The sequence below is a fragment of the Pseudooceanicola sp. LIPI14-2-Ac024 genome (genome assembly GCF_042188925.1).
In the GTDB taxonomy this organism is placed as follows: Bacteria; Pseudomonadota; Alphaproteobacteria; order Rhodobacterales; family Rhodobacteraceae; genus Pseudooceanicola.
This window is the reverse complement of record NZ_CP170102.1, coordinates 90,445-114,807: the sequence shown is the minus strand read 5'-3', so window position 1 is coordinate 114,807 and position 24,363 is coordinate 90,445. Positions and strand designations below refer to the sequence as shown.

Sequence of the window (24,363 nt, the reverse complement as noted above, 5' to 3'; positions counted from 1 at the left end):
ATAGCCGGAGGAAGTTACCGAAGGCCAAACGCGGGATATTGAGAACAAAAAGCGAACATGCTAGGATCGCACCATGCCAGCCCCCGCCTCCACCCTGATCCGCAACGCCCCGCACCGTGCCGCGCCCGCGCTCTCCCTCGGGGCCGGGGCGACGCTGCGGCTGGCGCGGCTGCACGAGGCCTGCGGCAATGCCCGCCGGACCTTTGCCCTGATGGTCGCGGCGCGGCTGGCCCCCACGCCCGAACGGCCGGTGATCTGGATCGCCCCCGCCTGGCTGCCCGACCGGCTGCACGGCGACGGGATGCTGCGGTTCCTGCCGCCGGGCCAGGTGATCTTCGTGCATCCCACCCGGGCCGAGGATGTCCTCTGGGTCGCCGAGGAGGTGCTGAGGAGTGGTGCCGCCCCGCTCACCGTCGCCGACCTGCCCGGCCTGCCCACGCTGACCGCCGTGCGGCGGATGCACCTGGCCGCCGAAACCGGGGCCGAGGCCGGGCGGCTGATGCCGCTGGGGCTGATCCTGACCGAGGGCGCGGGCGGCGCGCCGGGGGTGGAAAGCCGCTGGCGGCTCGACGCGGACCACACCGCCGATCCGCATCCCGCCGCCCCCGAGGGCGAGGGCTGGCGGCTGGAACGGCTGCGCGCGCGCACCGATCCGCCGCGGTCCTGGCACGTCGCGGGTGGGCCGGACCTGGGCCGCCTGCAGCCCCGGACGGCCGCCTGAGGCCCGGTTCACGCGCGGTCACCCGCCCGGATCTTGCGCCTGACCGCCGATCCGCACCCTTATCTTGTGGACAATCCGTCCCAAGGTCTTTTCCCGCCCCCGGGGATTTGTCATAGTGCCCGGCAACCAAGACAGAGCAGACTCCATGGCAGACGACCTTCTCGCGGCCGCGCCGCAAGCCGACTACGATGCTTCCTCGATCGAGGTCCTCGAAGGCCTCGAACCGGTGCGCAAGCGCCCGGGCATGTACATCGGCGGCACCGACGAACGCGCGCTGCACCACATGGTCGCGGAAATCCTCGACAACTCGATGGACGAGGCCGTCGCCGGCCACGCCAACCGGATCGAGGTCGAGCTGCACGACGACTACTCCGTCACCATCCGCGACAACGGCCGCGGCATGCCCTTCGACCCGCACCCCAAGTTCCCCGGCAAGTCCGCGCTCGAGGTCATCCTCTGCACGCTGCACGCGGGCGGCAAGTTCTCGGGCAAGGCCTACGAGACCTCGGGCGGCCTGCACGGCGTCGGCGCCTCGGTGGTGAACGCGCTCAGCGACAGCATGGTTGTCCAGGTCGCCCGCGACCGGAAGCTGGTCGAACAGCGGTTCTCACGCGGCATCCCCCTCGGCCCGGTCGAGGAGATCGGCGCCGCCCCGAACCGGCGCGGCACGACCACGACGTTCCATGCCGACCCCGAGATCTTTGGCCATCACCGGTTCAAGCCGGCGCGGATGTTCAAGTCGATCCGCTCCAAGGCCTACCTCTTCTCGGGCGTGGAAATCCGCTGGAAATCCGCGATCGACGACGGCGAGACCCCGACCGAGGCGGTGTTCCACTTCCCCGGCGGCCTCAGCGATTACCTGACCGAGACGCTGGAAGGCTCCTCCACCTATGCCGACGCGCCCTTCGCGGGCCGGGTCGAGTTCCGCGAACGCTTCGGCGTGCCGGGCCGGGTGGAATGGGCGATCAACTGGACGCCCTCGCGCGACGGTTTCATCCAGTCCTACTGCAACACCGTGCCGACGCCCGAGGGCGGAACGCACGTGGCGGGCTTCTGGAACGCGGTGCTCAAGGGCATCAAGGCCTACGGCGAACTGGTCAACAACCGCAAGGCCGCGCAGATCACCCGCGACGACCTGCTGACCGGTGGCTGCGCGCTGGTATCGTGCTTCATCTCGGAACCGGAATTCGTCGGCCAGACCAAGGACCGCCTCGCCACCACCGAGGCGCAGCGCCTGGTCGAGGGCGCGGTGCGCGACCACTTCGACAACTGGCTGGCCTCCGACACCAAGTCGGCGGGCGCGATCCTCGACTTCCTCGTCCTGCGCGCCGAGGAGCGGATGCGCCGCCGGCAGGAAAAGGAGACGCAGCGCAAGACCGCGACCAAGCGGCTGCGCCTGCCCGGCAAGCTGACTGACTGCTCGGCCACCGCCCGCGACGGGACCGAGCTCTTCCTGGTCGAGGGCGACTCGGCCGGCGGGTCGGCCAAGATGGCGCGCGACCGGCGCCTGCAGGCGCTGATGCCGCTCAAGGGCAAGATCCTGAACGTGCTGGGCGCCGCCTCGAACAAGATCGGCTCGAACCAGGAAATCCAGGACCTCTGCCAGGCGCTCGGCGTCGGCCTCGGGACGCGCTTCAACGTCGACGACCTGCGCTATGACAAGGTCATCATCATGACCGACGCCGATGTCGACGGCGCGCACATCGCCTCGCTTCTGATGACGTTCTTCTTCACCCAGATGCGGCCGCTGATCGACCACGGGCACCTCTACCTCGCCTGTCCGCCGCTGTTCCGCCTGACGCAGGGCGCGCACCGCATCTATGCCCAGGACGAGGCCGAGCGTGACATCTGGCTGGCCAAGGGCCTCGGCGGCAAGGGCAAGATCGACGTCTCGCGCTTCAAGGGCCTGGGCGAAATGGACGCCAAGGACCTCAAGGAAACCACGATGGACCCGGCCAGCCGCAAGCTGATCCGCGTCACCATCGACGAGGACGAACCGGGCGAGACCGGCGACCTGGTGGAACGGCTCATGGGCAAGAAGCCCGAACTGCGGTTCCAGTACATCCAGGAAAACGCGAAATTCGTCGAGGATATCGACGTCTAGCGCACGCGCCCGCCCCGTCAAGGCCAGGCACCGCCACACCCCGCCGAGTCGCGCAATTCGCGTGCACACGCCTGCGGGGGTGCGCCAATGCCTCGGCGCAACCCCGCCGAGAGCACGCTATAGGCGAATTTTCGCCCATATTCCCGCAATCGCCAATGCATGCCCCGGGTTCGTCCCGCGCTTGCCGCATTCGCCGCCGCATATCGCCTCATTCCCGCCGCGGTTGAGGCGGAACTTGGTTTCGACGAAGTTACGGAGCCAGCAATGCGCCAGCCAAGATTGTCATGGGGGCTTTTTTGGAAAGAGGACCGCGGGTCGGCCACGATCGAGACAGTGATCTGGATCCCGATTTTCGTGTGGTTCCTCGCGCTGATCATCAACGTATCCATGGTGTTGTTCGAAAAGAACCAGGCCTACCGGGTCGTCCAGAACGCCAACAGGATCGTCAGCACCGGGTACATGCAGACCGAGGAAGAGGTCGAGGACTACATCCGCGAGCGGATCGCGCACATCGCGCCGAGCGCGACGATCAACACCACGATCGCGGATGGCACGGTGACCAGTGTCGTCGCTTACCGGGTCACCGAGCTGCTGCTGCCGCAGAAGATGACCGACCTCGCCAATATCTGGATCAACATCTCCTCTGAACACTTCATGGAGTACTGAGGCCATGTCGCTGCCCCCCCGTTTCTTCACCCGCCTTGCCCGACAGCGTGACGACGAGAAGGGAACGATCACCCTGCTCGCGCTCTTCATGGTCATCATCACCCTGATGACCAGCGCCTTCGCCATCGACTTCTCCTACCTGCAGGCCTCGCGCACGCAGCTCCAGGTGGCCGCCGACCGCGCCGCCCATGCCGCGCTCTACTACCGCGAGAGGAACTCGGCCAACGACGCCAAACTGAAGGCGATCGAGATGGCCAGCTACGACATGCCCGACGAACGCTACGGCTATGTCCTGCGGCCCGAGAACATCGAGTTCGGCAGCTGGGACTACAACACCCAGACCTTCACGCCCGATGCCACGTCGCTCGAGGCGGTGCGCGTGCGGACCGCGCGGCGCAGCGACAACGGCAACTCGGTCACAGCCTACCTCTTCGCCGTGCTCGACGCGCGCGACTGGGACATCACGACCGAAGCGGTCTTCGTCACCTTCCAGCCGCCCTGCCTGCGCGAAGGCTTCGTCGCCGACGGCATCGTCGACATCCAGTCGAACAACGGCTTCTCGAACGGGTTCTGCGTGCATTCGAACACCTATGTGTCGCTGAACTCGAACAACTACTTCGAGGGCGGCACCATCGTGTCGATGCCCGACCTCAACGAACTCGACCTGCCGAAATCCGGTTTCGAGACCAACGAAGGTCTTCAGGTCGCCCTGCGCCGCGGCTATTACCGCCTGCGCGTGCTCGGCCAGATCGAGGACATCGAGGCCGATCTCCTGGCAGGATATGGCGAGCATGTGCCCGACTACATTACCAGCTCGATCCACGAGACGGTTTCGGACAAGAAGTTCAACAACGACAACCTGGTCGAGAACCGGATCAACATCCTCGAATGCACCGGCGCCAAGGGCACGATCGAGATGAACACCCATCTCAAGAACATGGTCCTGTTCACTGATTGCGAGTTGCAGTTCGGCCAGGGCGTGATCCTCGAGGACGTGCTGGTCTTCAACCAGGCCACCGGGGCCAAGTCGATCAACTCGCCCAGCGGATTCCAGATCGGGGTCAATGACGACTGCGCCGACGGCGGCGGGTCCCAGATCGTCACCCGTGGCGGCGTTGATGTCGCCTCGGACCTGCAGATCTACGGCGGCCAGATCATCGCCCTCGGCGATATCGAATTCGCGGCCAATGCCAACGGGATCCAGGGCGCCTCCCTGATCTCGGCACAAGAGATCAGCGGCACCTCGAACATGGACATGGGCTTCTGCGGCAGCGGCATGGAGGACAACTTCGCCGCCGACTACTTCCGCCTCGCCCTCTGACCTCGGACACGTTCCGGCTCTCTCGGAACGTGGCGGGGCCGTGCGCACTCTACCCAGGCGCACGGCCCCGCTTTTTTCAGGCCTCCGGCGCGCCGGATAGCGCCAGCACCCCGTCCCAGAGCACGTCGTCCACCGCCACCGGGTCCGTCGGCACCCGGCCTGCCCCCGGCAGCCTGGCGCCGGGATCGGCGGCCACGGCCGCGGCCAGCCGGGTGAAACGCTCGGCGAAATCCGGGGCGGTGCCCGGGTCGATCAGCAGGTAGAACTGGCCGAAATCATGCGGCGGCCCCGCGCTGTCGCGCAGGGGATGCACGTCCTGGCTCAGGACCGATCCGGTCATCGCCGCCGCCAGCACCTCGACCATCAGGCCCAGCCCCCAGCCCTTGTAGCCCCCCGATGACGACAGCGCGCCGTTGAGCGCCGCCTGCGGGTCGGTCGTCGGCTGCCCCTCGGCGTCGACGGCCCAGCCCTCGGGGATGTCCTCGCCCGCCTCGGCCGCCATGGTGATCGCGCCAAGCGCCGTCGCCGAGGTCGAGAAATCGAACTGCAGCGCCACCCCGCCCTGCCCGTCCGGCACCGAGAAGGCCACCGGGTTCGTCCCGATCACCCGCGCCCTGCCCCCCGGCCCCGCCACCGTGGGCGAGGCATTGGTCATCCCCAGCCCGATCAGCCCGGCGCGGGCGATCTGGCCGGTGAAGAACCCCATCGCCGTCGCGGTATGGCTGTGCGCCACCGTCAGTATCGCGATCCCGTTCGCCTCGGCCGCGCGGATCGCGGGCGGCAGGCCGGCGGCAAAGGCGGGCTGGGCAAATCCGTCCGCCGCGTCGACCAGCACGTGGCCCGGCCGCGGCCGCCGCACCCGCGGCTCCGCATCGCCCCTGACCCGCCCGGAAGAAAGCTGGCGGCAATAGCTGTCGAGGTAGTAGAGCCCGCAGATCCGGTTGCCCGTCGCCTCGGCCTCGCGCACCGCCTGCGCCACCGCCCGCGCGGGGACGTCGGCCGCCCCGTGGCGGGTCAGCGCGGCGAAGGTCCGCGCCTCGATCTCGTTCAGCGATACGTCCGGCATCCGCACCCCCTGCTGGCCCCAGCCTTGCAAGGGGGTGTCACGGGGTCAAGCGCCCGCCAACTCTCCGGCGTCGAGGCGCAGCACCCGGTCCATCCTTTGGGCAAGCTCGAGGTTGTGGGTCGCGATCAGCGCCGACAGCCCGGTGTCGCGCACCAGCTCCATCAGCGCACCGAACACCCGGTCCGAGGTCTCGGGGTCGAGGTTCCCGGTCGGCTCGTCCGCCAAGAGCAGGCGCGGCCGGTTCGCCAGTGCCCGGCAAAAGGCCACCCGCTGCTGTTCGCCGCCCGACATCTGCGCCGGCCGGTGATCCGCCCGCGCCTCGACCCCGACCCGGGCCAGCAGCTCGCGCGCCCGCGCCTCGGCCTCGCCCCTGGCGACACCGTCGGCGCGCTGCGGCAGCGCGACGTTCTCCAGCGCCGAGAACTCGGGCAGCAGGTGGTGGAACTGGTAGACGAACCCGACGTCTGATCGCCGCGCAGCCGTGCGCCGCCGGTCGGACAAGCCAGTCATCTCTTCGCCGCCGATCCGCACCGACCCGGCGTCGGGCGTGTCGAGCAGCCCGGCGATGTGCAGCAGCGTGGATTTACCCGCGCCCGAGGGTGCGACCAGCGCCACCACCTCACCCGGCATGATCTCGAGTCCGACGTCCCGCAGCACGCGGATCTCGGACGGCAGGCCCTTGTTGTAGGTCTTCTCGATGCCGTGAAGGCTCAGGACCGGATCACTCATAACGCAGGGCCTCCACCGGGTTCATCCGCGCCGCGCGGCGGGCCGGGAAAATCGTGACGACAAAGCTCAGCCCCAGCGATAGGGCGACCGCCGACAGCACGTCCGCCATCTGCAGCTTGGCCGGCAGGTAATAGATGCCGCGGATCGACGGGTCCCAGGCCTGACCGCCCGAGACGTAGTTCACCGCGGCAAAGATCGGGTCGATGTAGATCGCGAAGAGGCAGCCGAGGATCACGCCAAGCGCCGTGCCGATGATCCCGGTGAAGGCGCCGCATATGAAGAACACCCGCAGGACGGACCCCTCGGTCAGCCCCATGGTGCGCAGGATGCCGATGTCGCGGCCCTTGTTCTTGACCAGCATGATGAGGCCCGAGACGATGTTCATCGCAGCGATCAGCACGAGGATCGACAGGATCACGAACATCACGTTGTCCTCGATGTCGAGCGCGCGCAGGAACCCGCCGCTGGCCTGCTGCCACGTCCAGGCCAGCATCCCGTCCCCCGCCGCGACCAGGATCGCGCCGGTGTGGTCGTCCACCCGGTCGGGGTTCTCGATCATAACCTCGATCTCGTCCGCCGTGCCCTCGCGGTTGAAATAGGCCTGCGCCTCGGCAAACGGCAGGTAGGCCCGGGTCCGGTCGATGTCGTAGCGCCCGGCGGAAAAGACGTAGACCACCGGGTAGGCGTTCACCCGCGGGCTGGTGCCGAAGGCGGTCTTGACCCCGTCGGGCGAAATCAGGCGGATCGTGTCGCCCACCGTCACACCCAGCTCCTGCGCCACGCCCGAGCCGAGCGCGATGCCCTCGCCGAACTCGGCCAGCTCGCCATAGCTGGTTTCGGGATCGGCGATGCGCGGGATTGCAGCCAGGTCCTCGGCCGAGATGCCGAAGACCTCGACCCCGGCGTTGCGACCGTTGGCGTTCGCCATCACCTGGCCCCGCACCAGCGGCGCGGCGCGCGTGACGCCGGGGACATGCGACACCCGGTCGGCCACCGCCTCGTAATCCGTCATGCTGCGGGTCACGCGCCCGGCCTCGTCACGCACGGCGGGCGGGTAGACGGTGACATGGGCGTTGGCCCCGACGATGGTGTCGACGAATTCCGCGCGGAAACCCGACCGCACGGCCAGCGTCGCGATCAGGGCAAAGACCGCCAGCGCGATGCCGATCAGCGAGATCCAGGTCATCACCGACACGCCGCCCTCGGACCGGCGCGCCCTCAGGTAGCGCCAGGCGATCAGGAATTCGAACGGCGCGAAAGGAGGGGTTCGGCCCGACATGCTGCTCTCCGGTTATGGTTGCGCGGGAAGGTGGGGGAGCCTGCGGGGCGCGTCAAGCGATCAGACCGGTTTCCCCGCCGAGAGCGCGTCGAGGAACCGCGTCGCATCCGACAGGATCGCATCCCGCCGCGCCGGCTCCATCCGGTCCCAGGTGCCATAGACCAGGCCCATCCGGTGGTTCGCCTCGAACCGGTCCCGGTGGCGATCGAGGAAGGCCCAGTAGAGAAAGTTGAACGGGCACGCGCCCTCGCCGGATTTCGTCGTCGCGGAATAGGCGCATCCGCCGCAGTAGTCCGACATCCGGTCGATGTAGTTCGCGGACGAGACATAGGGTTTCGACCCGACCACCCCGCCATCGGCGAACTGGCTCATCCCCACGGTGTTGGGTGCCTCGACCCATTCGAAGGCGTCGACATAGACGGCCAGGTACCATTCGTGCACCTCGGCCGGGTTCACCCCGGCGAGCAGCGCGAAGTTGCCGGTGACCATCAGCCGCTGGATATGGTGGGCATAGGCCAGGTCGCGTGTCTGGCCAACGACCCGGGCAAGGCAGTTCATCCGGGTCTCCGCCCCCCAGAACAGCGGCGGCAGCCCCCTCTGGTGGTTCAGCGCGTTGCGGCGGGGATAGTCCGGCCCTTCAAGGAAGTAGACGCCGCGCACGAACTCCCGCCAGCCGATGACCTGCCGGATGAACCCCTCGGCCGAGTTGACCGGGACTTCCCCCGCCTCCCACGCCGCCTGCACCGCATCGCAGACCTCGCGCGGGCTGAGCAGCCCGATGTTCATGTAGGCCGAGATGCGGGCGTGGTTCAGGTAAGGCTCGTCCTCCAGCATCGCGTCCTGGCCGGGGCCGAAATCCGCCAGTTGGTGGCGCACGAAATGCGACAGCGCCTGCCGGGCCTGGCCGCGCGTCACGGCATAGTCGAAGGGCCGCAACCGGCCGAAGTTGTCGGAAAAATGAGCCTCGACCAGCGCCAGGACCTCTTCCGTCACCGCATCCGGGGCAAAGGCCATCGGGTGCGCCTGCAACAGGTCGCGCGACGCGGGCTTCCGGTTCGACGCGTCGAAGTTCCACTTGCCGCCCGCCGGTGCGCCCCCTTCCATCAGGTAGCCGGTCCGCCGGCGCATCTCGCGATAGAACCATTCCATCCGCAGGTCCTTGCGGCCCTTCGCCCAGCCCTCGAAATCCGCGCGCGGACAGAGGAACCGGTCGTCCGGCAGGATCGTCATGTCGAGCGGGCAGTCCTGCAGCGCCGCGATCAGCCGCCATTCGCCCGGCTCTGTGGCGATGACCGCCTGCGCCCCCGTCTCCCCGGCGCGGCGCATCAGTTCGCCGGGGATCGAGCCCGCGTTGTCGGCATCGTCGTACCGGGTGTAGGCCACCTGCCACCCGTCCCGCCGCAATCCCTCGGCAAAGTGGCGCATCGCGGCAAAGACCAGCGCGATCTTCTTCGGATGGTGCGGCACGTAAGTCGCTTCGTCCCGCACCTCGGCCATGACGACGATGTCCTGCGCCTTGTCCGCCCGGCGCAGCGCCGCGACATCCGGCGACAGCTGGTCACCCAGCACGAGGACGAGGCGCCTCACCACGGCACCGGCTTGCCCGCCCAGTCGAAGAACCCGCCGGTGTCACGGCCCTGCAGCCGGTCGATCACGTCCAGCAGATGCCCCGCCGCGTCCTGCGGCGTCACGGCGGGATGGCGGCCGACGTAATCCTCTGTCAGCCGGGTCCGCACCGTGCCGGGGTGCAGTGCCACGCAGATCGCGTCGGGATGGGTGCGCACGACCTCGACCGCGGCGGTGTGCAGCACCTGGTTCAGCGCCGCCTTGGCCGTCCGGTAGGAATACCAGCCGCCCAGCCGATTGTCCCCGATGCTGCCGACCCGCGCCGAGAGCGCCGCAAAGACCGACCGACGCCGCCGGGGCATCAGCCGCAGCGCGTGTTTCAGCACCAGCGCCGGGCCGATGCAGTTCAGCGCGAACTGCTCGGCCATGCCCGCCGCCGTGACCTCGCGCAGGGTCTTTTCCGGCGCCCGCCCCGCGACCTCGAGCGCGCCGGTCGCCACCAGCACCAGGTCGTATTCCGCGTCGAGCCGGTCGAAGGCCGCGACCACCCGCGCCTCGCTGGTGATGTCCAGGCCGTCCGCCGAGCGTGACAGCGCGGTGACGACGAAATCGCGATCCTTCAGGGCCTTGCACAGGGCCCCGCCGATCCCCCCGCTTGCGCCGATGACAAGTGCTTTTCTCATCCCCTTTGACCTAGCACCCCTGACCGCATGGTCAAAAACGCCATGCTGCAGCGCCGCGTAATTGCCGGGTTTCCAACCCCGGCGCGGCGTCGTATAGAGGCCCCATGATGACCTTGGGCCATATCGCATCCGACGCGCGCCGTTCCGGCGCCCTGTCCGCTGCTGCCCTGATTCTCCTAATCCGCCTCTGAGCGTGCCGTTCGGCGCGACCGCTCAGGGGACAAGCCTTCGCGCCATGGCTTCAGGAGATAAGAGAGAAATCACATGACACAGACATCCGACCAGGACCGCGTCCTCATTTTCGACACCACGCTCCGTGACGGCGAACAAAGCCCCGGCGCGACCATGTCGCACGAGGAAAAGCTCGAGATCGCATCGCTGCTCGACGAGATGGGCGTGGACATCATCGAGGCGGGCTTTCCCATCGCCTCCGAGGGCGACTTCCGCGCCGTGTCCGAGATCGCCAGGAATTCCCGCAACTCGGTGATCTGCGGCCTCAGCCGCGCCCAGATCCCCGACATCGACCGCAACTGGGAAGCGATCCAGCACGCGAAACGGCCGCGCATCCACACCTTCATCGGCACCTCGCCGCTGCACCGCGCGATCCCGAACCTCGACATGGACCAGATGGCCGAGCGGATCCATGAAACCGTGACCCATGCCCGCAACCTCTGCGAGGACGTGCAGTGGTCGCCGATGGACGCCACCCGGACCGAACGCGACTACCTCTGCCGCGTGGTCGAGATCGCGATCAAGGCCGGCGCCACCACCATCAACATCCCCGACACCGTCGGCTACACCGCGCCCCGCGAAAGCGCCGACATCATCCGGATGCTGCTGGAACGGGTGCCGGGGGCCGACGACGTGATCTTCTCGACCCACTGCCACAACGACCTCGGCATGGCGACGGCGAACTCCCTCGCCGCGGTCGAGGCCGGCGCGCGCCAGATCGAATGCACGATCAACGGCCTCGGCGAACGCGCGGGCAACACCGCGCTGGAAGAGGTGGTGATGGCGCTCCGCGTGCGCAACGACATCATGCCCTACCGCACCGGCATCGACACCACCAAGATCATGAACCTCAGCCGCCGGGTCGCCAGCGTCTCGGGCTTCGCGGTGCAGTTCAACAAGGCCATCGTCGGCAAGAACGCCTTCCTGCATGAGTCGGGCATCCACCAGGACGGCGTGCTCAAGAACGTCGAGACCTTCGAGATCATGAAGCCCGCCGACATCGGGCTGAACGAGGACAACATCGTCCTCGGCAAGCACTCGGGCCGGGCCGCGCTGCGCTCCAAGCTCAAGGGCCTCGGGATCGAGATGGGGGAAAACCAGCTCAAGGACGTCTTCGTCCGGTTCAAGGACCTCGCCGACCGCAAGAAGGAGGTCTACGACGAGGACCTCATCGCCCTTGTCCAGATGTCCGAGGACGCGGGCGCCGACCGGCTGGCGCTGAAACGCCTCCGCGTCGTCTGCGGCACGGAAGGCCAGGAGGCCGAGATGACCATGGTCGTCGACGGCGAGGAGAAGAGCGTCACCTCCACCGGCGACGGCCCGGTCGACGCGGCCTTCAACTGCATCAAGGCGATCTTCCCGCACGATGTCCGGCTGCAGCTCTACCAGGTGCACGCCGTGACCGAAGGCACCGATGCCCAGGCCACCGTCTCGGTCCGGCTGGAAGAGGACGGCCGCATCGTCACCGGCCAGTCGGCGGACACCGACACCGTCGTCGCCAGCGTCAAGGCTTACGTCCACGCGCTCAACCGCCTGCTTGTCCGCCGCGGCAAGACCGGCACCGACGCGCGCGAGATCTCCTACAAGGACGTCTCCTGACGCCTCCGGCACCCGCATGAGGAACGCCGCGCAATCCCCGGATCGCGCGGCGTTTTCTTTTGTCCGGGCCTCATCTGGCCAGGCCGGGCGCAGACGCCGCCACAACGCCCAGACCCATGACGTGACGCGGGCGCTCCGGAGACATTCCCGACCGGGGAAAACCGGCGACCACGCCCCTCTTCATCTTGCCCGGAAAACTCCCGCCGGAGGCACGCGATCCGGCCCCGCCGGATCGCCAAGCTTGTCGTGCGCCGCTCGCGGCGCGCCGTTGGATCACGCCACCAGCGTCTGCAACCGGCCGCGGATCACCGCCTCGGCATCCGCCACGATGCGCTCGATCAGCTCGCGGCAGCTCGGCACGTCGTTGATGACACCCGCCACCATGCCGGCGGACCACAGCCCCTCCTGCACATCGCCGGTCGAATAGACGTTCTTGCCCCGCGCGCCCGCGACCAGTTCGGCCACGTCGTCGATCCGGAACTCCAGCCCCTTCGCCTTCTCGATCCGCGCCACCTCTTCCGAGACGTCGTTGCGGAACACCCGGCTGGTGTTGCGCAGCGCCCGCATGATCAGAACCGAGTCGCGCTCGCCCGCATCCACCAGCCGCTGCTTCACCGCGTCGTGGATCGGCGCCTCCCGCGTCGCCATGAACCGGGTGCCCATGTTGATCCCCTCGGCCCCGAGCGCCAGCGCCGAGGCCAACTGCCGCCCCTCGCCGAACCCGCCCGAGGCGATCACGCAGATGTCGAGCGCATCGACCGCCAGCGGCACGAGGATCTGGTTGGTGATGTCGTCCTCGCCCACGTGGCCCGCGCATTCGAACCCGTCGATCGAGATGCAATCGACCCCCAGCCGCTGCGCTGTCAGTGCGTGGCGAACGGCGGTGCACTTGTGGATCACCTTGCAGCCCGCGTCCTTGAACATGCCGATGAACTCACCCGGGTTGCTGCCCGCCGTCTCGACGATCTTCACGCCGCTGTCTATGATCGCCTGGGCATAGTCCTTGTGCGGGATCGGCCGCAGCGAAGGCAGGATCGTCAGGTTCACGCCGAAGGGCTTGTCGGTCAGGCTCCGGCAGCGCTCGATCTCCTTCAGAAGGTCATCGGGCGTCGGCTGCGTCAGCGCCGTCATGATGCCCAGCCCCCCGCCGTTCGACACCGCCGCGGAGAGGTCCGCGCGCGCCACCCATTGCATTCCGCCCTGCACGATCGGGTGCTCGATCCCCATCAGTTCGGTGAACCGTGTCTTCAGCATGGTCTGTCCTCCCATCACGCCGCGCGCCGGTCATAGCACCGCGCGTCGCCTCCGGCAGGCGCGCGGCCCGCGATTTCAAATATCTGCCGCCCGCGCATCCGCGGATTTCCATCGCGCGGCCATGGGCACATCGCATTTTCGGCAAATTTCACAGGTATCCGGGCAGAAACGAGGAACCGAGCAGGGGCTTCCCATGCCCATCCGCATCCCGTCGCTGATCGGGCTGGCGCTTTTCGCGAGCGCCGCCGTGTTCTGGGCCGATGCCTACCCGAGGATGAAATCCGCGCAGGCCCGGGGGCAGGACTTCGCGCTGTCGGATTACCTGCACTCGGTGCAGAACCGGGTGTCGGGCGCGCCCGAGGCCAGCGCCCTGCGCCACGCCCGCCTGACGGCCGGGGACACCACGATCACCCGCGGCGGGGCGATGATCTCGGACGAGACGCCGTTCCGCAAGGTCGGCAGCCGGCCGCTGTTCAGCAAAATCGGCGCCGAGCGCGGATCGGAACGGCCCGCCTCGATGCACTTCATCACGGTGCGGCCCTGAACCGGCGCTCAGAGCGCCGAGGCGACCGTGAAGGCGGCGATCAGCATCAGGCAGAAGACACCTTCGGACATGACCATGGGTTCCCTTGTTCACCGGGGTCACGGTGCCCTCACCGCGACGTTACCGGCACAACCCGCCATCCGCGCGGCGGTTCCCCGCACCCCGGTGGCCCCGGCCACGCACGCACCGCTAACGCAGCGTCAGCGTCGGGAAGTCCGCAGGAAACAACAACAAACGGCCATATTTGCGACCGAATTGTCCGACACTCCTTGGCGTCAGGTCACGTGTTCCGGCCGCAGTACCCGTCCCCGCACGCCCCCGGCCATACCGGCCACCGGGCACCGTTAACAGAGGCGCAACGGAAATGAAGAAGAAGGTAGCAGTCGCGATCTCGCGTGCGCATATCTTCCTGGCGATCATGGCAGGCGTGATGCTGCTGGCCTTCGGGATCCAGCTCATCCGGCAGGATTATCGCGATCACCTGATGTCGGCGCAGACCGACACCGCCGAGGATGCCAAGGCCGCGATGCGGGCGCTTGAATCGCGCATCTTCGCGATGGAACTGGTCGCCAACCGCCTGGCCACCTACATCGCGATCAGCCCGGACATTCCCGACCGCCTGCTCAAGGACGCCGCCAGCGCCCTGGTCGAACGCCATCCCGAGATCAAGTCGATCGCGCTGGCGCCCGACCTGATCGTCAGCCACGTCGCGCCGCTCGAGGGCAACGAGGGGGTGATCGGCCTCGATTACGGCAAGGTCCCGTCCCAGCTGGGCAGCGTCGCACGGTCCTACCGCGACGGCGCGCCGGTGCTGGCCGGGCCGGTGCAGCTCGTGCAGGGCGGCCGCGGCTACATCCTGCGCTATCCCGTCTTCGTGCCGACCGAAACCGTCGTTGGCCAGCGGTTCTGGGGCGTGATCTCGGTCGTGCTGTCGGAACAGGGCCTGCTCGGCGCCGAGACGATGGAAAAGCATTTCGACGGCACGCTGAACTTCGCCCTGCGCGAGGTCGGCGATCACGGCCGCACCCGCAACATGCTCTTCGGCGACCCGGGGCTGTTCCAGACCGACGCCATCGTCGAGAACGCGTCGTTCCTGAAAAGCCGCTGGGAACTGGCCGCGATGCCCGCCGGCGGCTGGCCGACCGTTTCGCCGAACGCGCTCAAGATCGCCATCGCGGTGATCGCCGCGGCGCTGGTGCTGGGCGGCATGATCTTCCTCATCCGCCGCCTCGCGCTGCAGATCGAACGCTCCCGCTCGCTGCTGGTGCACGCGGTCGAGGCGCTGGACGAAGGCTTCGTGCTCTACGACGAGAACGACCGCCTGACGCTCTGCAACTCGCGCTTTGCCGAATACTACAAGACCGACCGCAACCTGCTGCTCGGCGTCCGGTTCAAGACGCTGATCCGGATCGCCGCCAAGAACGGCCAGTTCATCGAAGGCGTCGGCCGCGAGAAGGACTGGGTCGAGGAACGCATGGAGGCGCACCGCAACGGCACCGTCCTGCTCGAAGAACTCGACGACGGCCGCACCCTCAAGGTGGCCGAGAACCGCACCCCCGAGGGCTACATCGTGGGCGTGCACGCCGACATCACCGCCCAGATCAAGGCGCGCCAGCAGGCCGAGGAAGCGAACCGGCAGAAGTCGGAATTCCTGTCCAACGTCACCCATGAACTGCGCACGCCGCTGACGGTGATCTCGGGCTATGCGCAGCTGCTCGGGGAACGCAGCTTCTTCCCGCAGCTCAGCCAGCTGACCGACGCGCTGTCGGGCAAGTCGCCCGACATCGAAACCGCCCGCGCCGCTGCCGACGACTACGCCACCGCCATCGCCACCCAGAGCAACCGCATCTTCGGCTCGGCCAAGCACATGCTGAGCATGGTGAACGAGCTGCTCGACTGGGCCGAGGTCGAACGCGGCCACATCCACCTGGTGCCCGAGTCCGTCTCTCCGGCCGAGATCACCGAGAACGCACTGGAAGAGCTGCGCGCGCAGGCTGGCGCCAAGGGGCTCGATCTGATCTTCGACTGCACCGATACGCCGGTGCACGCCGATCCGCAGCGGCTCAAGCAGGTGCTCTACAACCTCGTCGGCAACGCCATCAAGTTCACCGAGAAGGGCCGCATCACCGTGCGCGCCGAAACCTTCGAAGACGCGACCGTCTTCAGCGTGACCGACACCGGCTGCGGCGTGGCGGACCACGACCTGGAGCGGATCTTCGAACGCTTCCAGCAGGTCGATGGGTCGGACCACCGGGCCCACGGCGGCTTCGGCCTCGGGCTGGCTATCACCCGCCAGCTGGTCGAGCTGCACGGCGGCACGATCTCGGCGTCGAGCGTGCTGGGCCGCGGCAGCTGCTTCACCTTCGACATCCCGAACGCCCCCGAGGAAACCGGCGAGGACACCGACCTCGACAGCGCCCGCGCGGCCTGAGCCCCGGCCCCCCCTTTCGCGATGCCCCTGCCCCGGCGGGGGCATTCGCATGTCCGGCCCAGGGTGACGATCCGGGCAGTGCGGCCGAAAACCGCGCCGCAACCGTCCGCCTCACCCTAAGTTCATGCGACAGCGCCGGCCCGAGGGATTACACTCCGGCCAGGTCCTCCCGCCACCACCCGGCAGCCGGCGGGGCCACGCAAAGCATCTGGTGCAAACGGATGTTTTGCTGATAGGTTTCGCGCGCGACGCCCGACCCGGCCCGTCGCCCCAGTTACGCGCCCCGGCGCAAGCAAGGTTTCGATGCCCATGCGGCCCAGTTGGATCAAATCCGCCCTCGGCCAGTTCGCGCTGGCCGCCATCGTGATCGGCGCCTTCCTGGCCATCTGGATCCTCTACGTGCCCTCGGCGCGTCCATGGCTGGAAAAGGCCGGGATCGCCGACATGCTGGGCCTGCCCCCGGCGCAGGCGGCCGAGGCCGATGGCGGCGGCGGACGCGGGTTCGGCGGCGGCAGCGCCAAGGTCGTCGCGGCCGAGGTCGGCACCGGCACGCTGAACGACCGGATCACCGCCATCGGCGACGGCCGTGCCCTGCGCTCTGTCTCGGTCCGGGCCGAGGCGAACGGGCGGATCACCGACATCGGCTTCCGCGCCGGTGAGCAGGTCGAGGAAGGCACCGTGATCTTCCGGCTCGACGACCAGGCCGAGGCGATCGCCCTCGACCGCGCGAGGCTGGTGCTGGCCGACGCGCAGGAGGATGCCGACCGCGTCGAACGCCTGCGCCAGGCCGGGTCGGCCACCACCGTCGCGCAACGCGAGGCCGAACTCGCCCTGCGCACCGCCGAACTGGGCGTGCGGCAGGCCGAATTCGACCTCGACCAGCGCATCATCTCCGCGCCGATCTCGGGCTGGATGGGCCTGTTGGAACACGAGGTCGGCGACCGCGTCGGCGCGCAGGAGGAACTGGCCGTGATCTCGGACCGGTCCGAGATCCAGATCGACTTCCGCGTGCCCGAACGGCTGCTGGCCAAGCTCAGGCCCGGCATGCCGATCGAGGCCGAGCCGCTGGCGCTGCCCGGAGAGAAGATCGCGGGCGAGATCGTCGCCATCGACAACATGGTCGACCGCAACAGCCGCACCGTCCGCCTCCTCGCGCAGCTTCACAACGACGGCGACCGGCTGCGTGACGGCATGTCGCTGTCGGTCACGCTCGCCTTTACCGGCGATCCCTACCCCACCGTCGACCCGTTGGCCGTGCAATGGTCGAGCGAGGGCGCCTTTGTCTGGGTCGTGCGCGACGGCAAGGCCGCGCGCGTGCCGGTCGACATCCGCCAGCGCAACGCCGGCGCGGTGCTGGTCGAGGGCGCGCTGCAACCCGGCGAAATGGTGGTGATCGAGGGCGTGCAGACCCTTCGCCCCGGCGCCGAGGTCGCGGTGCAGGGCGAGGCGGCGGCGATGGAAGCCACCGCCGTGCCCGCGCGCAAATCGTAGACGGGGCGCGCGAGACATGACCGACCAGCCCGGCCAACCGACCGCCCCCACCCCCGAAGAGGCGCCGCTCGCCGCCGGCACCGGTGGCGGCACCGGCCTTTTCGTGCGTCGCCCGATCCTCGCCTTCGTGCTGTCGGCCCTCATCGTCATCGCGGGCCTCGCCGGCCTCGCCGGTGTCGAGATCCGCGAATTGCCCGACGTCGACCGCCCGGTCGTCACCGTCACCACCGACTTTCCCGGCGCCTCGCCCGAAACCGTCGACCAGGAGGTCACGGCCCGGGTCGAGGGCGCGGTCGGCCGGGTGTCGGGCATCCGCTCGATCTCGTCCAACTCGCGCTACGGCCGCAGCCGCGTGACACTGGAGTTCGGCGATGACGTCGACCTCGACGTGGCCGCGACCGACACCCGCGACGCCATGGCCCGGATCGCCAACCAACTGCCCGAGGACGCCGACGATCCCCGCATCGTCAAGGCCGACGCCAACGCCCAGCCGGTGATCCGCCTGGCCGTCACCTCGGCGTCGCGATCCCCGCAGGAGCTGACACAGCTTGTCTCGGACCGGGTCGAGGATCGGCTGATCTCGGTCGAAGGGGTTGCCGACCTGCAGGTCTACGGCGACCGCGAACCGATCTTCCGCGTCGACATCGACCAGAGAAAGCTCGCCGCGCGCGGCCTGACGCTGGCAAACCTGCGCAACGCGCTGGCCACCGTGGCCTTCGACGTGCCGGCCGGCGACCTCTCGGGCGACCGCCAGACGATCAACGTCCGCACCACCGCCCTGATCTCGACCGCCGAGGCCTTCGAGGCCCTCGAGGTGGCCGAGAACGTGCTGCTCGGCGACGTGGCGCAGGTCTCGCTCGGCCCCGCCCCGAACGAGACGGTGCTGCGCGCCAACGGCCGGACCGGGATCGGCATCGGCGTGATCCGGCAGGCCACGTCGAACACGCTCGACATCTCGACCAACGTGCGCGCGGTGGTGGCCTCTCTGGCCGAAACCCTGCCCGAGGACGTCGACATCTTCATCACCTCGGACGACGCCAACTTCATCAACGGCTCGATCAAGGAGGTGCTGACCACCCTCGGCCTCGCCATCGCGATCGTCATCGGGATCATCTATCTCTTCCTGCGCGACATCCGCGCCACGCTGATCCCCGCGCTGACCATGCCGGTCGCGCTGATCGGCACCATTGCGGCGCTCTACCTCGTCGGCTTCTCGGTCAATATCCTGACCCTGCTGGCCCTCGTGCTGGCCACCGGCATGGTGGTCGACGACGCCATCGTAGTGCTGGAAAACATCGTCCGCCACCGCGCCATGGGCACCGGCCCCCGCGCCGCCGCCGTCATCGGCACGCAGGAAGTGTTCTTTGCCGTCGTCACCACCACCGCGACGCTGGCCGCGGTCTTCGTGCCGCTGTCGTTCCTGCCCGGCCAGGTCGGCGGCCTCTTCCGCGAATTCGGCTTCACGCTGGCCATCGCGGTGATGCTGTCCTCGGTCGTGGCGCTGACGCTCTGCCCCGTGCTGGCCAGCCGCCTGCTGACCAAGCCCGTGAACGAGAACCCGCGCGGCCCCATCGTCTGGGTCGGCAACCGCCTCGCCGCGCTCTACCGCTCGACGCTGGGCTGGTCGCTCAACGCGCCCTTCATCGTCCTGCTGATCGCGGCGCTCTTCGCGCTCACCGCCTGGCTCATGTCCGGCAGCATCAAGAACGAACTCACCCCGCGCGAGGATCGCGCGGTCGCGCTCCTCTCGGTCACTGCGCCGCAGGGCGTCGCGTTGAACTACACCACCGGCAAGATGGCCGAGATCGAAGAGGCCATCCAGCCGCTGCGTGACAGCGGGGAAATCGTCTCGGTCTTTTCGATCACCGGCTTCGGCGGCAACACCTCGCGCGGGTTCATGGTGATGACCCTGGCCCCGTGGGAGGACCGCAGCCGCTCGCAGGACGAGATCGTGGGCGACATCAACGGCGCGCTGCGCGACGTGATCGGCGTCCGGGCCTTCGCGATCCAGCCGAACTCCCTCGGCATCCGCGGCGCGGGCCGCGGCCTGTCCTTCGCGGTCACCGGCAACAGCTACGGCCAGCTGACCGAAGTCGCCGATGCGCTGGTCGCCAGGATGTCCGAGAACCCGGATTTCGGCCAGGTCCGGCTGGAATTCGAAACCACCATGCCGCAGCTCTTCATCGAGATCGACCGCCGCCGCGCCTCGGACCTGGGGGTCGACATCAGCGGGCTGGGCGACGCGCTGCGCGCCGTGCTCGACGGCCGTTCGGTGGGCGAGCTCTTCATCGACGACACCTCGTTCGACATCCAGATGCTGTCGACCTCGCACCCGGTGAACGACCCCAGCGACCTCGAGAACGTCTTTGTCCGCGCGGGCGACGGGCAGATGATCCCGATGTCCACCTTCGTCACCCTGACCGAACGCGCCGTCGCACCCGAGCTGAACCGCGAGGGCCAGAACCGTTCGGTCGAGATCTCGGCCGGCCTCACCCCGCAGATGTCGCTCGGCACCGCCATGTCCGAGGTCGAGCGCCTGGCCCAGGACATCCTGGCCGAGGAAAACCGCATCGTGCCCCTGGCCGAGGCCGCGACGCTCGACCAGACCTCGGCCGGGATGTTCCTGACCTTCGGCTTTGCCATCGTCGTCGTCTTCCTCGTCCTCTCGGCCCAGTTCGAAAGCTTCATCTCGGCCATCGTGGTGATGTCGACCGTGCCGCTCGGCCTCGCCTGCGCGGCGATCGCCATGGTGCTGACGGGCATGACGCTGAACGTCTATTCGCAGATCGGCCTCGTCATGCTCATAGGCATCATGGCCAAGAACGGGATCCTGATCGTCGAATTCGCCAACCAGCTGCGCGACCGCGGCTATGCCCTGCGCGACGCGATCTTCGAGGCCTCGACCATCCGCCTGCGCCCGGTGATGATGACGATGACCTCGACCGTGCTGGGCGGCGTGCCGCTGATCTTCTCGGCCGGTGCCGGGGCCGAGGCGCGCGAGGCGCTTGGCTGGATCATCGTGGGCGGGCTGGGCCTCGCCACGCTGTCGACGCTCTACCTGACGCCGGTGGTCTACCTGCTGCTCGCCCGCTTCTCTGCCCCGATGGTCGAGGAAGAGAAACGGCTGGCCCGCGAACTGGCGGCGGCCAAGCCCGCGGGGTGATCGGGGCCGCCGCCCCTCACCCCGGCTTCTCCAGCTTCCACACCTGTTCCACGGGAAAGTCCCGGGCCCAATCCGCCGGCACGCTGCCGCGCGTGTCCTCGGCCCAGTCCGGGGCATAGATCTCGTGGTAGCCCGCGACGCGGAACCCGATCTCGGCGAACAGCGCCCACCAGTCCGCATGGGTCAGGTTGAAGGCGATCCCGCTCGGCTCGATCTCGACCGTGGTCCAGTCCGCGCCCCACATCCCGCGATAGGGCCGGTGCAGGGTCCGGTCGCAGGGCGCGCCGTTCTCGGGCGTGGTGATCAGCACGAAGGGATGGTTGCCCAGGAACACCAGCCGCCCGCCCGGCCGCAACAGCCGCCATGCCTCGCGCAGCCAGTCCCCGGGCGGACACCAGATCGCCGCACCATATTCCGAGATCGCGAAGTCGAAGGCCCCGTCCGGCAGGCCCGTCACCTCGGCATTGCCCTCGATGAAGGTGATCTCGGCCCCGTGCGCCGCCGCCAGCCGCCGCGCGGTGGCCAGCTGCCGGGGCGACACGTCGATCGCCGTCACTCGCGCCCCGCGCCGCGCCATCCAGGCCGCGACATAGCCCGTCCCGCAGCCCAGTTCGATCGCGTCCTTGCCCCGCATGTCGGCGGGCAGCATCTGCAGCCGGTCCTCGCTCTCGCCCCAGTTGCCCCAGCTCGGCGCCTCGGCGGACCAGAGCCGTTCGCCCTCCGCCACCCAGTTGTCGGCATCGGCGTCCCAGACATCCCGGTTGACGGTGACATGATCGCGGTCCATCGGCGGCCCTCCCTGCGCACGGCGCCGGATCGCGCCCCGGCCAGCCTACCACGATTCCACGCGCGCCGCCGCGTCCCGCCTGCCCCGGTGACAACCACAGGCAGATCTGGTACACTGGCATTCTATTTTTGATCGAACGCCCTTTGCAGACCACCCCCGGTCCGGCCGCCCATTCCGGCGATCCGCCCCCTTCCGACCGGGCCCATTGACCCCAAACGCATCACGAAAGGCACGTCCCATGTGCACCCATTGTCACCCCATCAATTGCATCATTCCCCCCCACATGCTCGAGGTCATGCGCCTGCGCGGCGACGAAGGCGTCCGCAAGATGGCCGAAGAGATGCTCAAGCTCGGCGAAAAGACCCGCGAGGAACGCGCCGAACAGTCCACCGGCGGCATGGTCCCGTCCAGCCGCAGCGGCACCTTCATCAGCCGCGCACTGGCCGAGGCGACGGCCACCACCCTCAGCCCCAACCGCAAGGTCTACGACGGAGAGAAGAAGGCCTCCCTGCCCGGCACCCGCGCCCGGTTCGAAGGCGACCCCGCCACCGGCGACGCCGAGGTCGACCGCGCCTACGACGCGGCGGGCGAAGTGTTCGAGCTCTACGCACAGGCGTTCAACCGCGACTCGCTTGACGGGTTCGGCATGGACCTCGTCCACACCGTCCACCACCGCGCCAACTACAACAACGCCTTCTGGAACGGCACCCAGATGGCCTATGGCGACGGCGACGGGCAGCTTTTCCAGACCTTCACCGAGCTGTCCGTCATCGGGCACGAGATGTCGCACGGCGTCGTGCAGTTCTCGGGCGGGCTGGTCTACGAGGGCCAGTCCGGCGCGCTGAACGAAAGCTTTGCCGACGTCTTCGGCGTGATGACCCAGCAACGCGCCCTTGGCCAGTCGGTCTACGACGCCGACTGGCTGGTCGGAAAGGGCATCCTGGGGCCCAACATCAACGGTGTCGCCCTGCGTTCGATGAAGGCGCCGGGCACCGCTTATTCCGACAGCCTGCTGGGCCAGGACCCGCAGCCCTATCACATGGACCTCTTCGTCAACACGACCTCGGACAACGGCGGGGTGCACATCAACTCTGGCATTCCGAACCACGCCTTCTATCTCTTCTGCATGTACATGGGCGGCAATGCCTGGGACCGGCCCGGCCAGATCTGGTACAAGGCCCTGCAGGAGATCAACAATCCGCTGGCCACCTTCGGCAACTGGGCGGCCCAGACACTGGATGCGGCGATCGACCTGCACGGCAACGGCAGCTACGAGATGCTGATGCTGCGGCGGGCGTGGAAGCTGGTCGGCATCGACGTCTAGAGCGGAGGCACAAATGGGAGGCCCGTCCACAGCGGGATGTCTGGCGATGATGATCCAGGTGACCTCGACCGGCGGGTTCGCCGGCCTCGCGGGCGGCACGGACCGCCCCCTGACGATGGACCTCGAAGCCCAGCCGCCCGCGGTGCGCGACGCCTACTGCGCGGCCTTCTCAGACGACGCGCTCTCGGCCGCCACGCGGGCGGAAAGCGCCCCGGGCGCGGCCGACATGATGACATACAGCATCACGGTCACGCAGGACGACGGCACGGTGCACCGCTACACCGTGCCGGAATCCCTGCTGCCGCCGGAAACGCTCGACCTGATCGACGGCATGAAGTGACGGCCTGACGGCACGCCGGCGCCGGGCTTACCCGACGGGCACCGCCTCGCGCAGCCCCAGCCGCACGTCGATCTGGTCCATCAACTCCGCCGACCGCCGCAGGTCCATCTTGCGCGCGAACAGGGCGTCCGACGCCCAGAGGTCCTCGGCATCCTCCATCTCCATCACCCGCGGCAGCCGCGGGTTCGGCTTGGTCCAGTTCACGTGGTGCAGCGCCGCGCAATGCGGCGGCGGCACGAAGCCGCCCTCCACCACGTCAAAGGCGATCGGGCGATCCGAGGCCTTGAGCAGCGTCTGGAACACCATCTCGTCCGGCGCCATCGTGTACTTGAACGCCTCGATCCATTCCGGATGCTCGCGCCGGACCTTCATCAGGTGCGCCACGCCATCGCGGGTCAGCGTCCACCACACCGGGCCATAGTAGACCTGCATGTCGAACCGCCGCCGCGGCATGAAGCGCCGCACCTTGCCCGCGACGTCGCGCAGCACCGGCAGGCCGTCGCGCGGGTTCAGGCTGCGGACGTCGCACAGGTAGAACTGGTTCGCGCGGCGGTCGAACTGGCCATTGCCCTCGGGGTCCAGCCGGTGCCCGACCATGATGTATTCCATGTCCGGCGCCAGCCTCTCGCGCACGGCGTCCTGCGTCACCAGCGGGTAATCGGCACCGCTCAGCAGCACGAACCGGTCCGCGCCTGAGCGCTCCGCCGCCTCGAGCAGGCGATAGGTCGCCCTGATCGACGAGAACCCGGCCCAGTTCACCGACACGCGATCCTCGACAAAGACCACGTCCCCCGGCACGTCGGGGCGGAAATCCCGGGTCTTCGCGTCGACATGGACAAAGATGCTTGTGTCGGGTCCATGCAGCCGGGCCACCAGCCGCGCCAGCATTTCCGGCTGCGCATGGGCCAGGATCAGGTAGGCAATATGCACGTGTCGCTTCCTGGGTTAATTCGTTGGTCAAATAGTAGGGCGCCACGCGCACTCGTCCGCGTCACGCCGGGTCACCCTGCCATGCTAGTATGGCCCCCCCGGATTCACGAGGGGATATTTCCAAGCCCCCGAAA

At 68.3% G+C, this 24,363-nt stretch carries 19 protein-coding genes; 11 read left to right on the top strand and 8 right to left on the bottom strand.

From position 1 onward, the window contains the following. Positions 1-73 precede the first annotated feature (73 nt). From ACE2AC_RS00505 to ACE2AC_RS00490, 4 genes are all read left to right on the top strand, one after another. Positions 74-721 (top strand): ImuA family protein, encoded by a 648-nt coding sequence (locus ACE2AC_RS00505; protein WP_375690181.1) that lies wholly within the window; start codon positions 74-76, stop codon positions 719-721. A gap of 145 nt (positions 722-866) precedes the next feature. Further along, positions 867-2,825 (top strand): DNA topoisomerase IV subunit B, encoded by a 1,959-nt coding sequence (gene parE / locus ACE2AC_RS00500; RefSeq protein ID WP_375690180.1) that lies wholly within the window; start codon positions 867-869, stop codon positions 2,823-2,825. Positions 2,826-3,158: 333 nt separating this feature from the next. Next, positions 3,159-3,491 (top strand): hypothetical protein, encoded by a 333-nt coding sequence (locus ACE2AC_RS00495; RefSeq protein WP_375690179.1) that lies wholly within the window; start codon positions 3,159-3,161, stop codon positions 3,489-3,491. 4 nt (positions 3,492-3,495) lie between these two features. Beyond that, positions 3,496-4,812 (top strand): pilus assembly protein TadG-related protein, encoded by a 1,317-nt coding sequence (locus ACE2AC_RS00490; protein ID WP_375690178.1) that lies wholly within the window; start codon positions 3,496-3,498, stop codon positions 4,810-4,812. Positions 4,813-4,888: 76 nt separating this feature from the next. On the opposite strand, the gene ACE2AC_RS00485 is transcribed toward ACE2AC_RS00490, so the two are convergent. The 5 genes from ACE2AC_RS00485 to ACE2AC_RS00465 are packed head-to-tail and all read right to left on the bottom strand — an operon-like array spanning position 4,889 to position 10,135. Further along, the gene (locus tag ACE2AC_RS00485; RefSeq protein ID WP_375690177.1) at positions 4,889-5,878 is read right to left on the bottom strand and encodes an Ldh family oxidoreductase; all 990 of its coding nucleotides are present in this window, start codon (positions 5,876-5,878) and stop codon (positions 4,889-4,891) included. Positions 5,879-5,923: 45 nt separating this feature from the next. Then, on the bottom strand, positions 5,924-6,607 hold the full coding sequence (locus ACE2AC_RS00480) for an ABC transporter ATP-binding protein (RefSeq protein ID WP_375690176.1): 684 nt from the start codon (positions 6,605-6,607) through the stop codon (positions 5,924-5,926). Further along, complete coding sequence (locus tag ACE2AC_RS00475) at positions 6,600-7,886, bottom strand: lipoprotein-releasing ABC transporter permease subunit (RefSeq protein WP_375690175.1); 1,287 nt, start codon at positions 7,884-7,886, stop codon at positions 6,600-6,602. Before ACE2AC_RS00475 ends, ACE2AC_RS00480 begins: the two co-directional genes overlap by 8 nt. Positions 7,887-7,946: 60 nt before the next feature. After that, a complete protein-coding gene (locus ACE2AC_RS00470) occupies positions 7,947-9,476 on the bottom strand; it encodes a cryptochrome/photolyase family protein (RefSeq protein WP_375690174.1) in 1,530 nt (509 codons plus the stop codon). Beyond that, entirely contained in the window at positions 9,470-10,135 is a 666-nt protein-coding gene (locus ACE2AC_RS00465; protein WP_375690173.1) for an SDR family NAD(P)-dependent oxidoreductase, read from the bottom strand. The genes ACE2AC_RS00470 and ACE2AC_RS00465 overlap by 7 nt, the downstream gene beginning before the upstream one ends. A gap of 264 nt (positions 10,136-10,399) precedes the next feature. Here ACE2AC_RS00465 and ACE2AC_RS00460 point away from each other — a divergent pair, with 264 nt between their 5' ends. Further along, positions 10,400-11,965: a 2-isopropylmalate synthase gene (locus tag ACE2AC_RS00460; protein WP_375690172.1), complete on the top strand. Its 1,566-nt coding sequence runs from the start codon at positions 10,400-10,402 to the stop codon at positions 11,963-11,965. A gap of 273 nt (positions 11,966-12,238) precedes the next feature. On the opposite strand, the gene ACE2AC_RS00455 is transcribed toward ACE2AC_RS00460, so the two are convergent. Beyond that, a complete protein-coding gene (locus tag ACE2AC_RS00455) occupies positions 12,239-13,219 on the bottom strand; it encodes an NAD(P)H-dependent flavin oxidoreductase (RefSeq protein ID WP_375690171.1) in 981 nt (326 codons plus the stop codon). A gap of 193 nt (positions 13,220-13,412) precedes the next feature. Here ACE2AC_RS00455 and ACE2AC_RS00450 point away from each other — a divergent pair, with 193 nt between their 5' ends. The 4 genes from ACE2AC_RS00450 to ACE2AC_RS00435 all read left to right on the top strand — a co-directional run bounded on the left by ACE2AC_RS00450 (position 13,413) and on the right by ACE2AC_RS00435 (position 20,848). Further along, on the top strand, positions 13,413-13,763 hold the full coding sequence (locus ACE2AC_RS00450; RefSeq protein ID WP_375690170.1) for a hypothetical protein: 351 nt from the start codon (positions 13,413-13,415) through the stop codon (positions 13,761-13,763). A 364-nt stretch (positions 13,764-14,127) separates the two neighbouring features. After that, positions 14,128-16,194, top strand: a complete 2,067-nt coding sequence (locus tag ACE2AC_RS00445; RefSeq protein ID WP_375690169.1) for an ATP-binding protein — start codon at positions 14,128-14,130, stop codon at positions 16,192-16,194. 309 nt (positions 16,195-16,503) lie between these two features. Beyond that, positions 16,504-17,685, top strand: coding sequence for an efflux RND transporter periplasmic adaptor subunit (locus ACE2AC_RS00440; protein ID WP_375690168.1), 1,182 nt, complete (start codon positions 16,504-16,506; stop codon positions 17,683-17,685). Positions 17,686-17,701: 16 nt separating this feature from the next. Continuing rightward, complete coding sequence (locus ACE2AC_RS00435; RefSeq protein ID WP_375690166.1) at positions 17,702-20,848, top strand: efflux RND transporter permease subunit; 3,147 nt, start codon at positions 17,702-17,704, stop codon at positions 20,846-20,848. A gap of 16 nt (positions 20,849-20,864) precedes the next feature. Here the strand turns inward: ACE2AC_RS00435 and ACE2AC_RS00430 are convergent, their stop codons facing one another. Further along, entirely contained in the window at positions 20,865-21,635 is a 771-nt protein-coding gene (locus ACE2AC_RS00430) for a class I SAM-dependent methyltransferase (protein ID WP_375690164.1), read from the bottom strand. Between the two features lie 283 nt (positions 21,636-21,918). Between ACE2AC_RS00430 and ACE2AC_RS00425 the strand changes: the two genes are divergently transcribed. Then, the gene (locus ACE2AC_RS00425) at positions 21,919-22,959 is read left to right on the top strand and encodes a M4 family metallopeptidase (RefSeq protein WP_375690162.1); all 1,041 of its coding nucleotides are present in this window, start codon (positions 21,919-21,921) and stop codon (positions 22,957-22,959) included. A gap of 46 nt (positions 22,960-23,005) precedes the next feature. Continuing rightward, positions 23,006-23,299, top strand: a complete 294-nt coding sequence (locus tag ACE2AC_RS00420; RefSeq protein WP_375690160.1) for a protealysin inhibitor emfourin — start codon at positions 23,006-23,008, stop codon at positions 23,297-23,299. Between the two features lie 27 nt (positions 23,300-23,326). On the opposite strand, the gene ACE2AC_RS00415 is transcribed toward ACE2AC_RS00420, so the two are convergent. Further along, positions 23,327-24,229, bottom strand: coding sequence for a beta-1,6-N-acetylglucosaminyltransferase (locus ACE2AC_RS00415; RefSeq protein ID WP_375690158.1), 903 nt, complete (start codon positions 24,227-24,229; stop codon positions 23,327-23,329). Positions 24,230-24,363: the final 134 nt, after the last annotated feature.

What these genes read in the sequence shown, in the direction of transcription:
- ACE2AC_RS00505 (WP_375690181.1), top strand. Translation starts at nt 74, where the DNA reads ATGCCAGCCCCCGCCTCCACCCTGATCCGCAACGCCCCGCACCGTGCC.
- ACE2AC_RS00480 (WP_375690176.1), bottom strand. Translation starts at nt 6,607, where the DNA reads ATGAGTGATCCGGTCCTGAGCCTTCACGGCATCGAGAAGACCTACAAC.
- ACE2AC_RS00490 (WP_375690178.1), top strand. Translation starts at nt 3,496, where the DNA reads ATGTCGCTGCCCCCCCGTTTCTTCACCCGCCTTGCCCGACAGCGTGAC.
- ACE2AC_RS00450 (WP_375690170.1), top strand. Translation starts at nt 13,413, where the DNA reads ATGCCCATCCGCATCCCGTCGCTGATCGGGCTGGCGCTTTTCGCGAGC.
- ACE2AC_RS00455 (WP_375690171.1), bottom strand. Translation starts at nt 13,219, where the DNA reads ATGCTGAAGACACGGTTCACCGAACTGATGGGGATCGAGCACCCGATC.
- ACE2AC_RS00440 (WP_375690168.1), top strand. Translation starts at nt 16,504, where the DNA reads ATGCGGCCCAGTTGGATCAAATCCGCCCTCGGCCAGTTCGCGCTGGCC.
- ACE2AC_RS00485 (WP_375690177.1), bottom strand. Translation starts at nt 5,878, where the DNA reads ATGCCGGACGTATCGCTGAACGAGATCGAGGCGCGGACCTTCGCCGCG.
- ACE2AC_RS00460 (WP_375690172.1), top strand. Translation starts at nt 10,400, where the DNA reads ATGACACAGACATCCGACCAGGACCGCGTCCTCATTTTCGACACCACG.
- ACE2AC_RS00420 (WP_375690160.1), top strand. Translation starts at nt 23,006, where the DNA reads ATGATGATCCAGGTGACCTCGACCGGCGGGTTCGCCGGCCTCGCGGGC.
- ACE2AC_RS00475 (WP_375690175.1), bottom strand. Translation starts at nt 7,886, where the DNA reads ATGTCGGGCCGAACCCCTCCTTTCGCGCCGTTCGAATTCCTGATCGCC.
- ACE2AC_RS00425 (WP_375690162.1), top strand. Translation starts at nt 21,919, where the DNA reads ATGCTCGAGGTCATGCGCCTGCGCGGCGACGAAGGCGTCCGCAAGATG.
- parE (WP_375690180.1), top strand. Translation starts at nt 867, where the DNA reads ATGGCAGACGACCTTCTCGCGGCCGCGCCGCAAGCCGACTACGATGCT.
- ACE2AC_RS00430 (WP_375690164.1), bottom strand. Translation starts at nt 21,635, where the DNA reads ATGGACCGCGATCATGTCACCGTCAACCGGGATGTCTGGGACGCCGAT.
- ACE2AC_RS00435 (WP_375690166.1), top strand. Translation starts at nt 17,702, where the DNA reads ATGACCGACCAGCCCGGCCAACCGACCGCCCCCACCCCCGAAGAGGCG.
- ACE2AC_RS00465 (WP_375690173.1), bottom strand. Translation starts at nt 10,135, where the DNA reads ATGAGAAAAGCACTTGTCATCGGCGCAAGCGGGGGGATCGGCGGGGCC.
- ACE2AC_RS00445 (WP_375690169.1), top strand. Translation starts at nt 14,128, where the DNA reads ATGAAGAAGAAGGTAGCAGTCGCGATCTCGCGTGCGCATATCTTCCTG.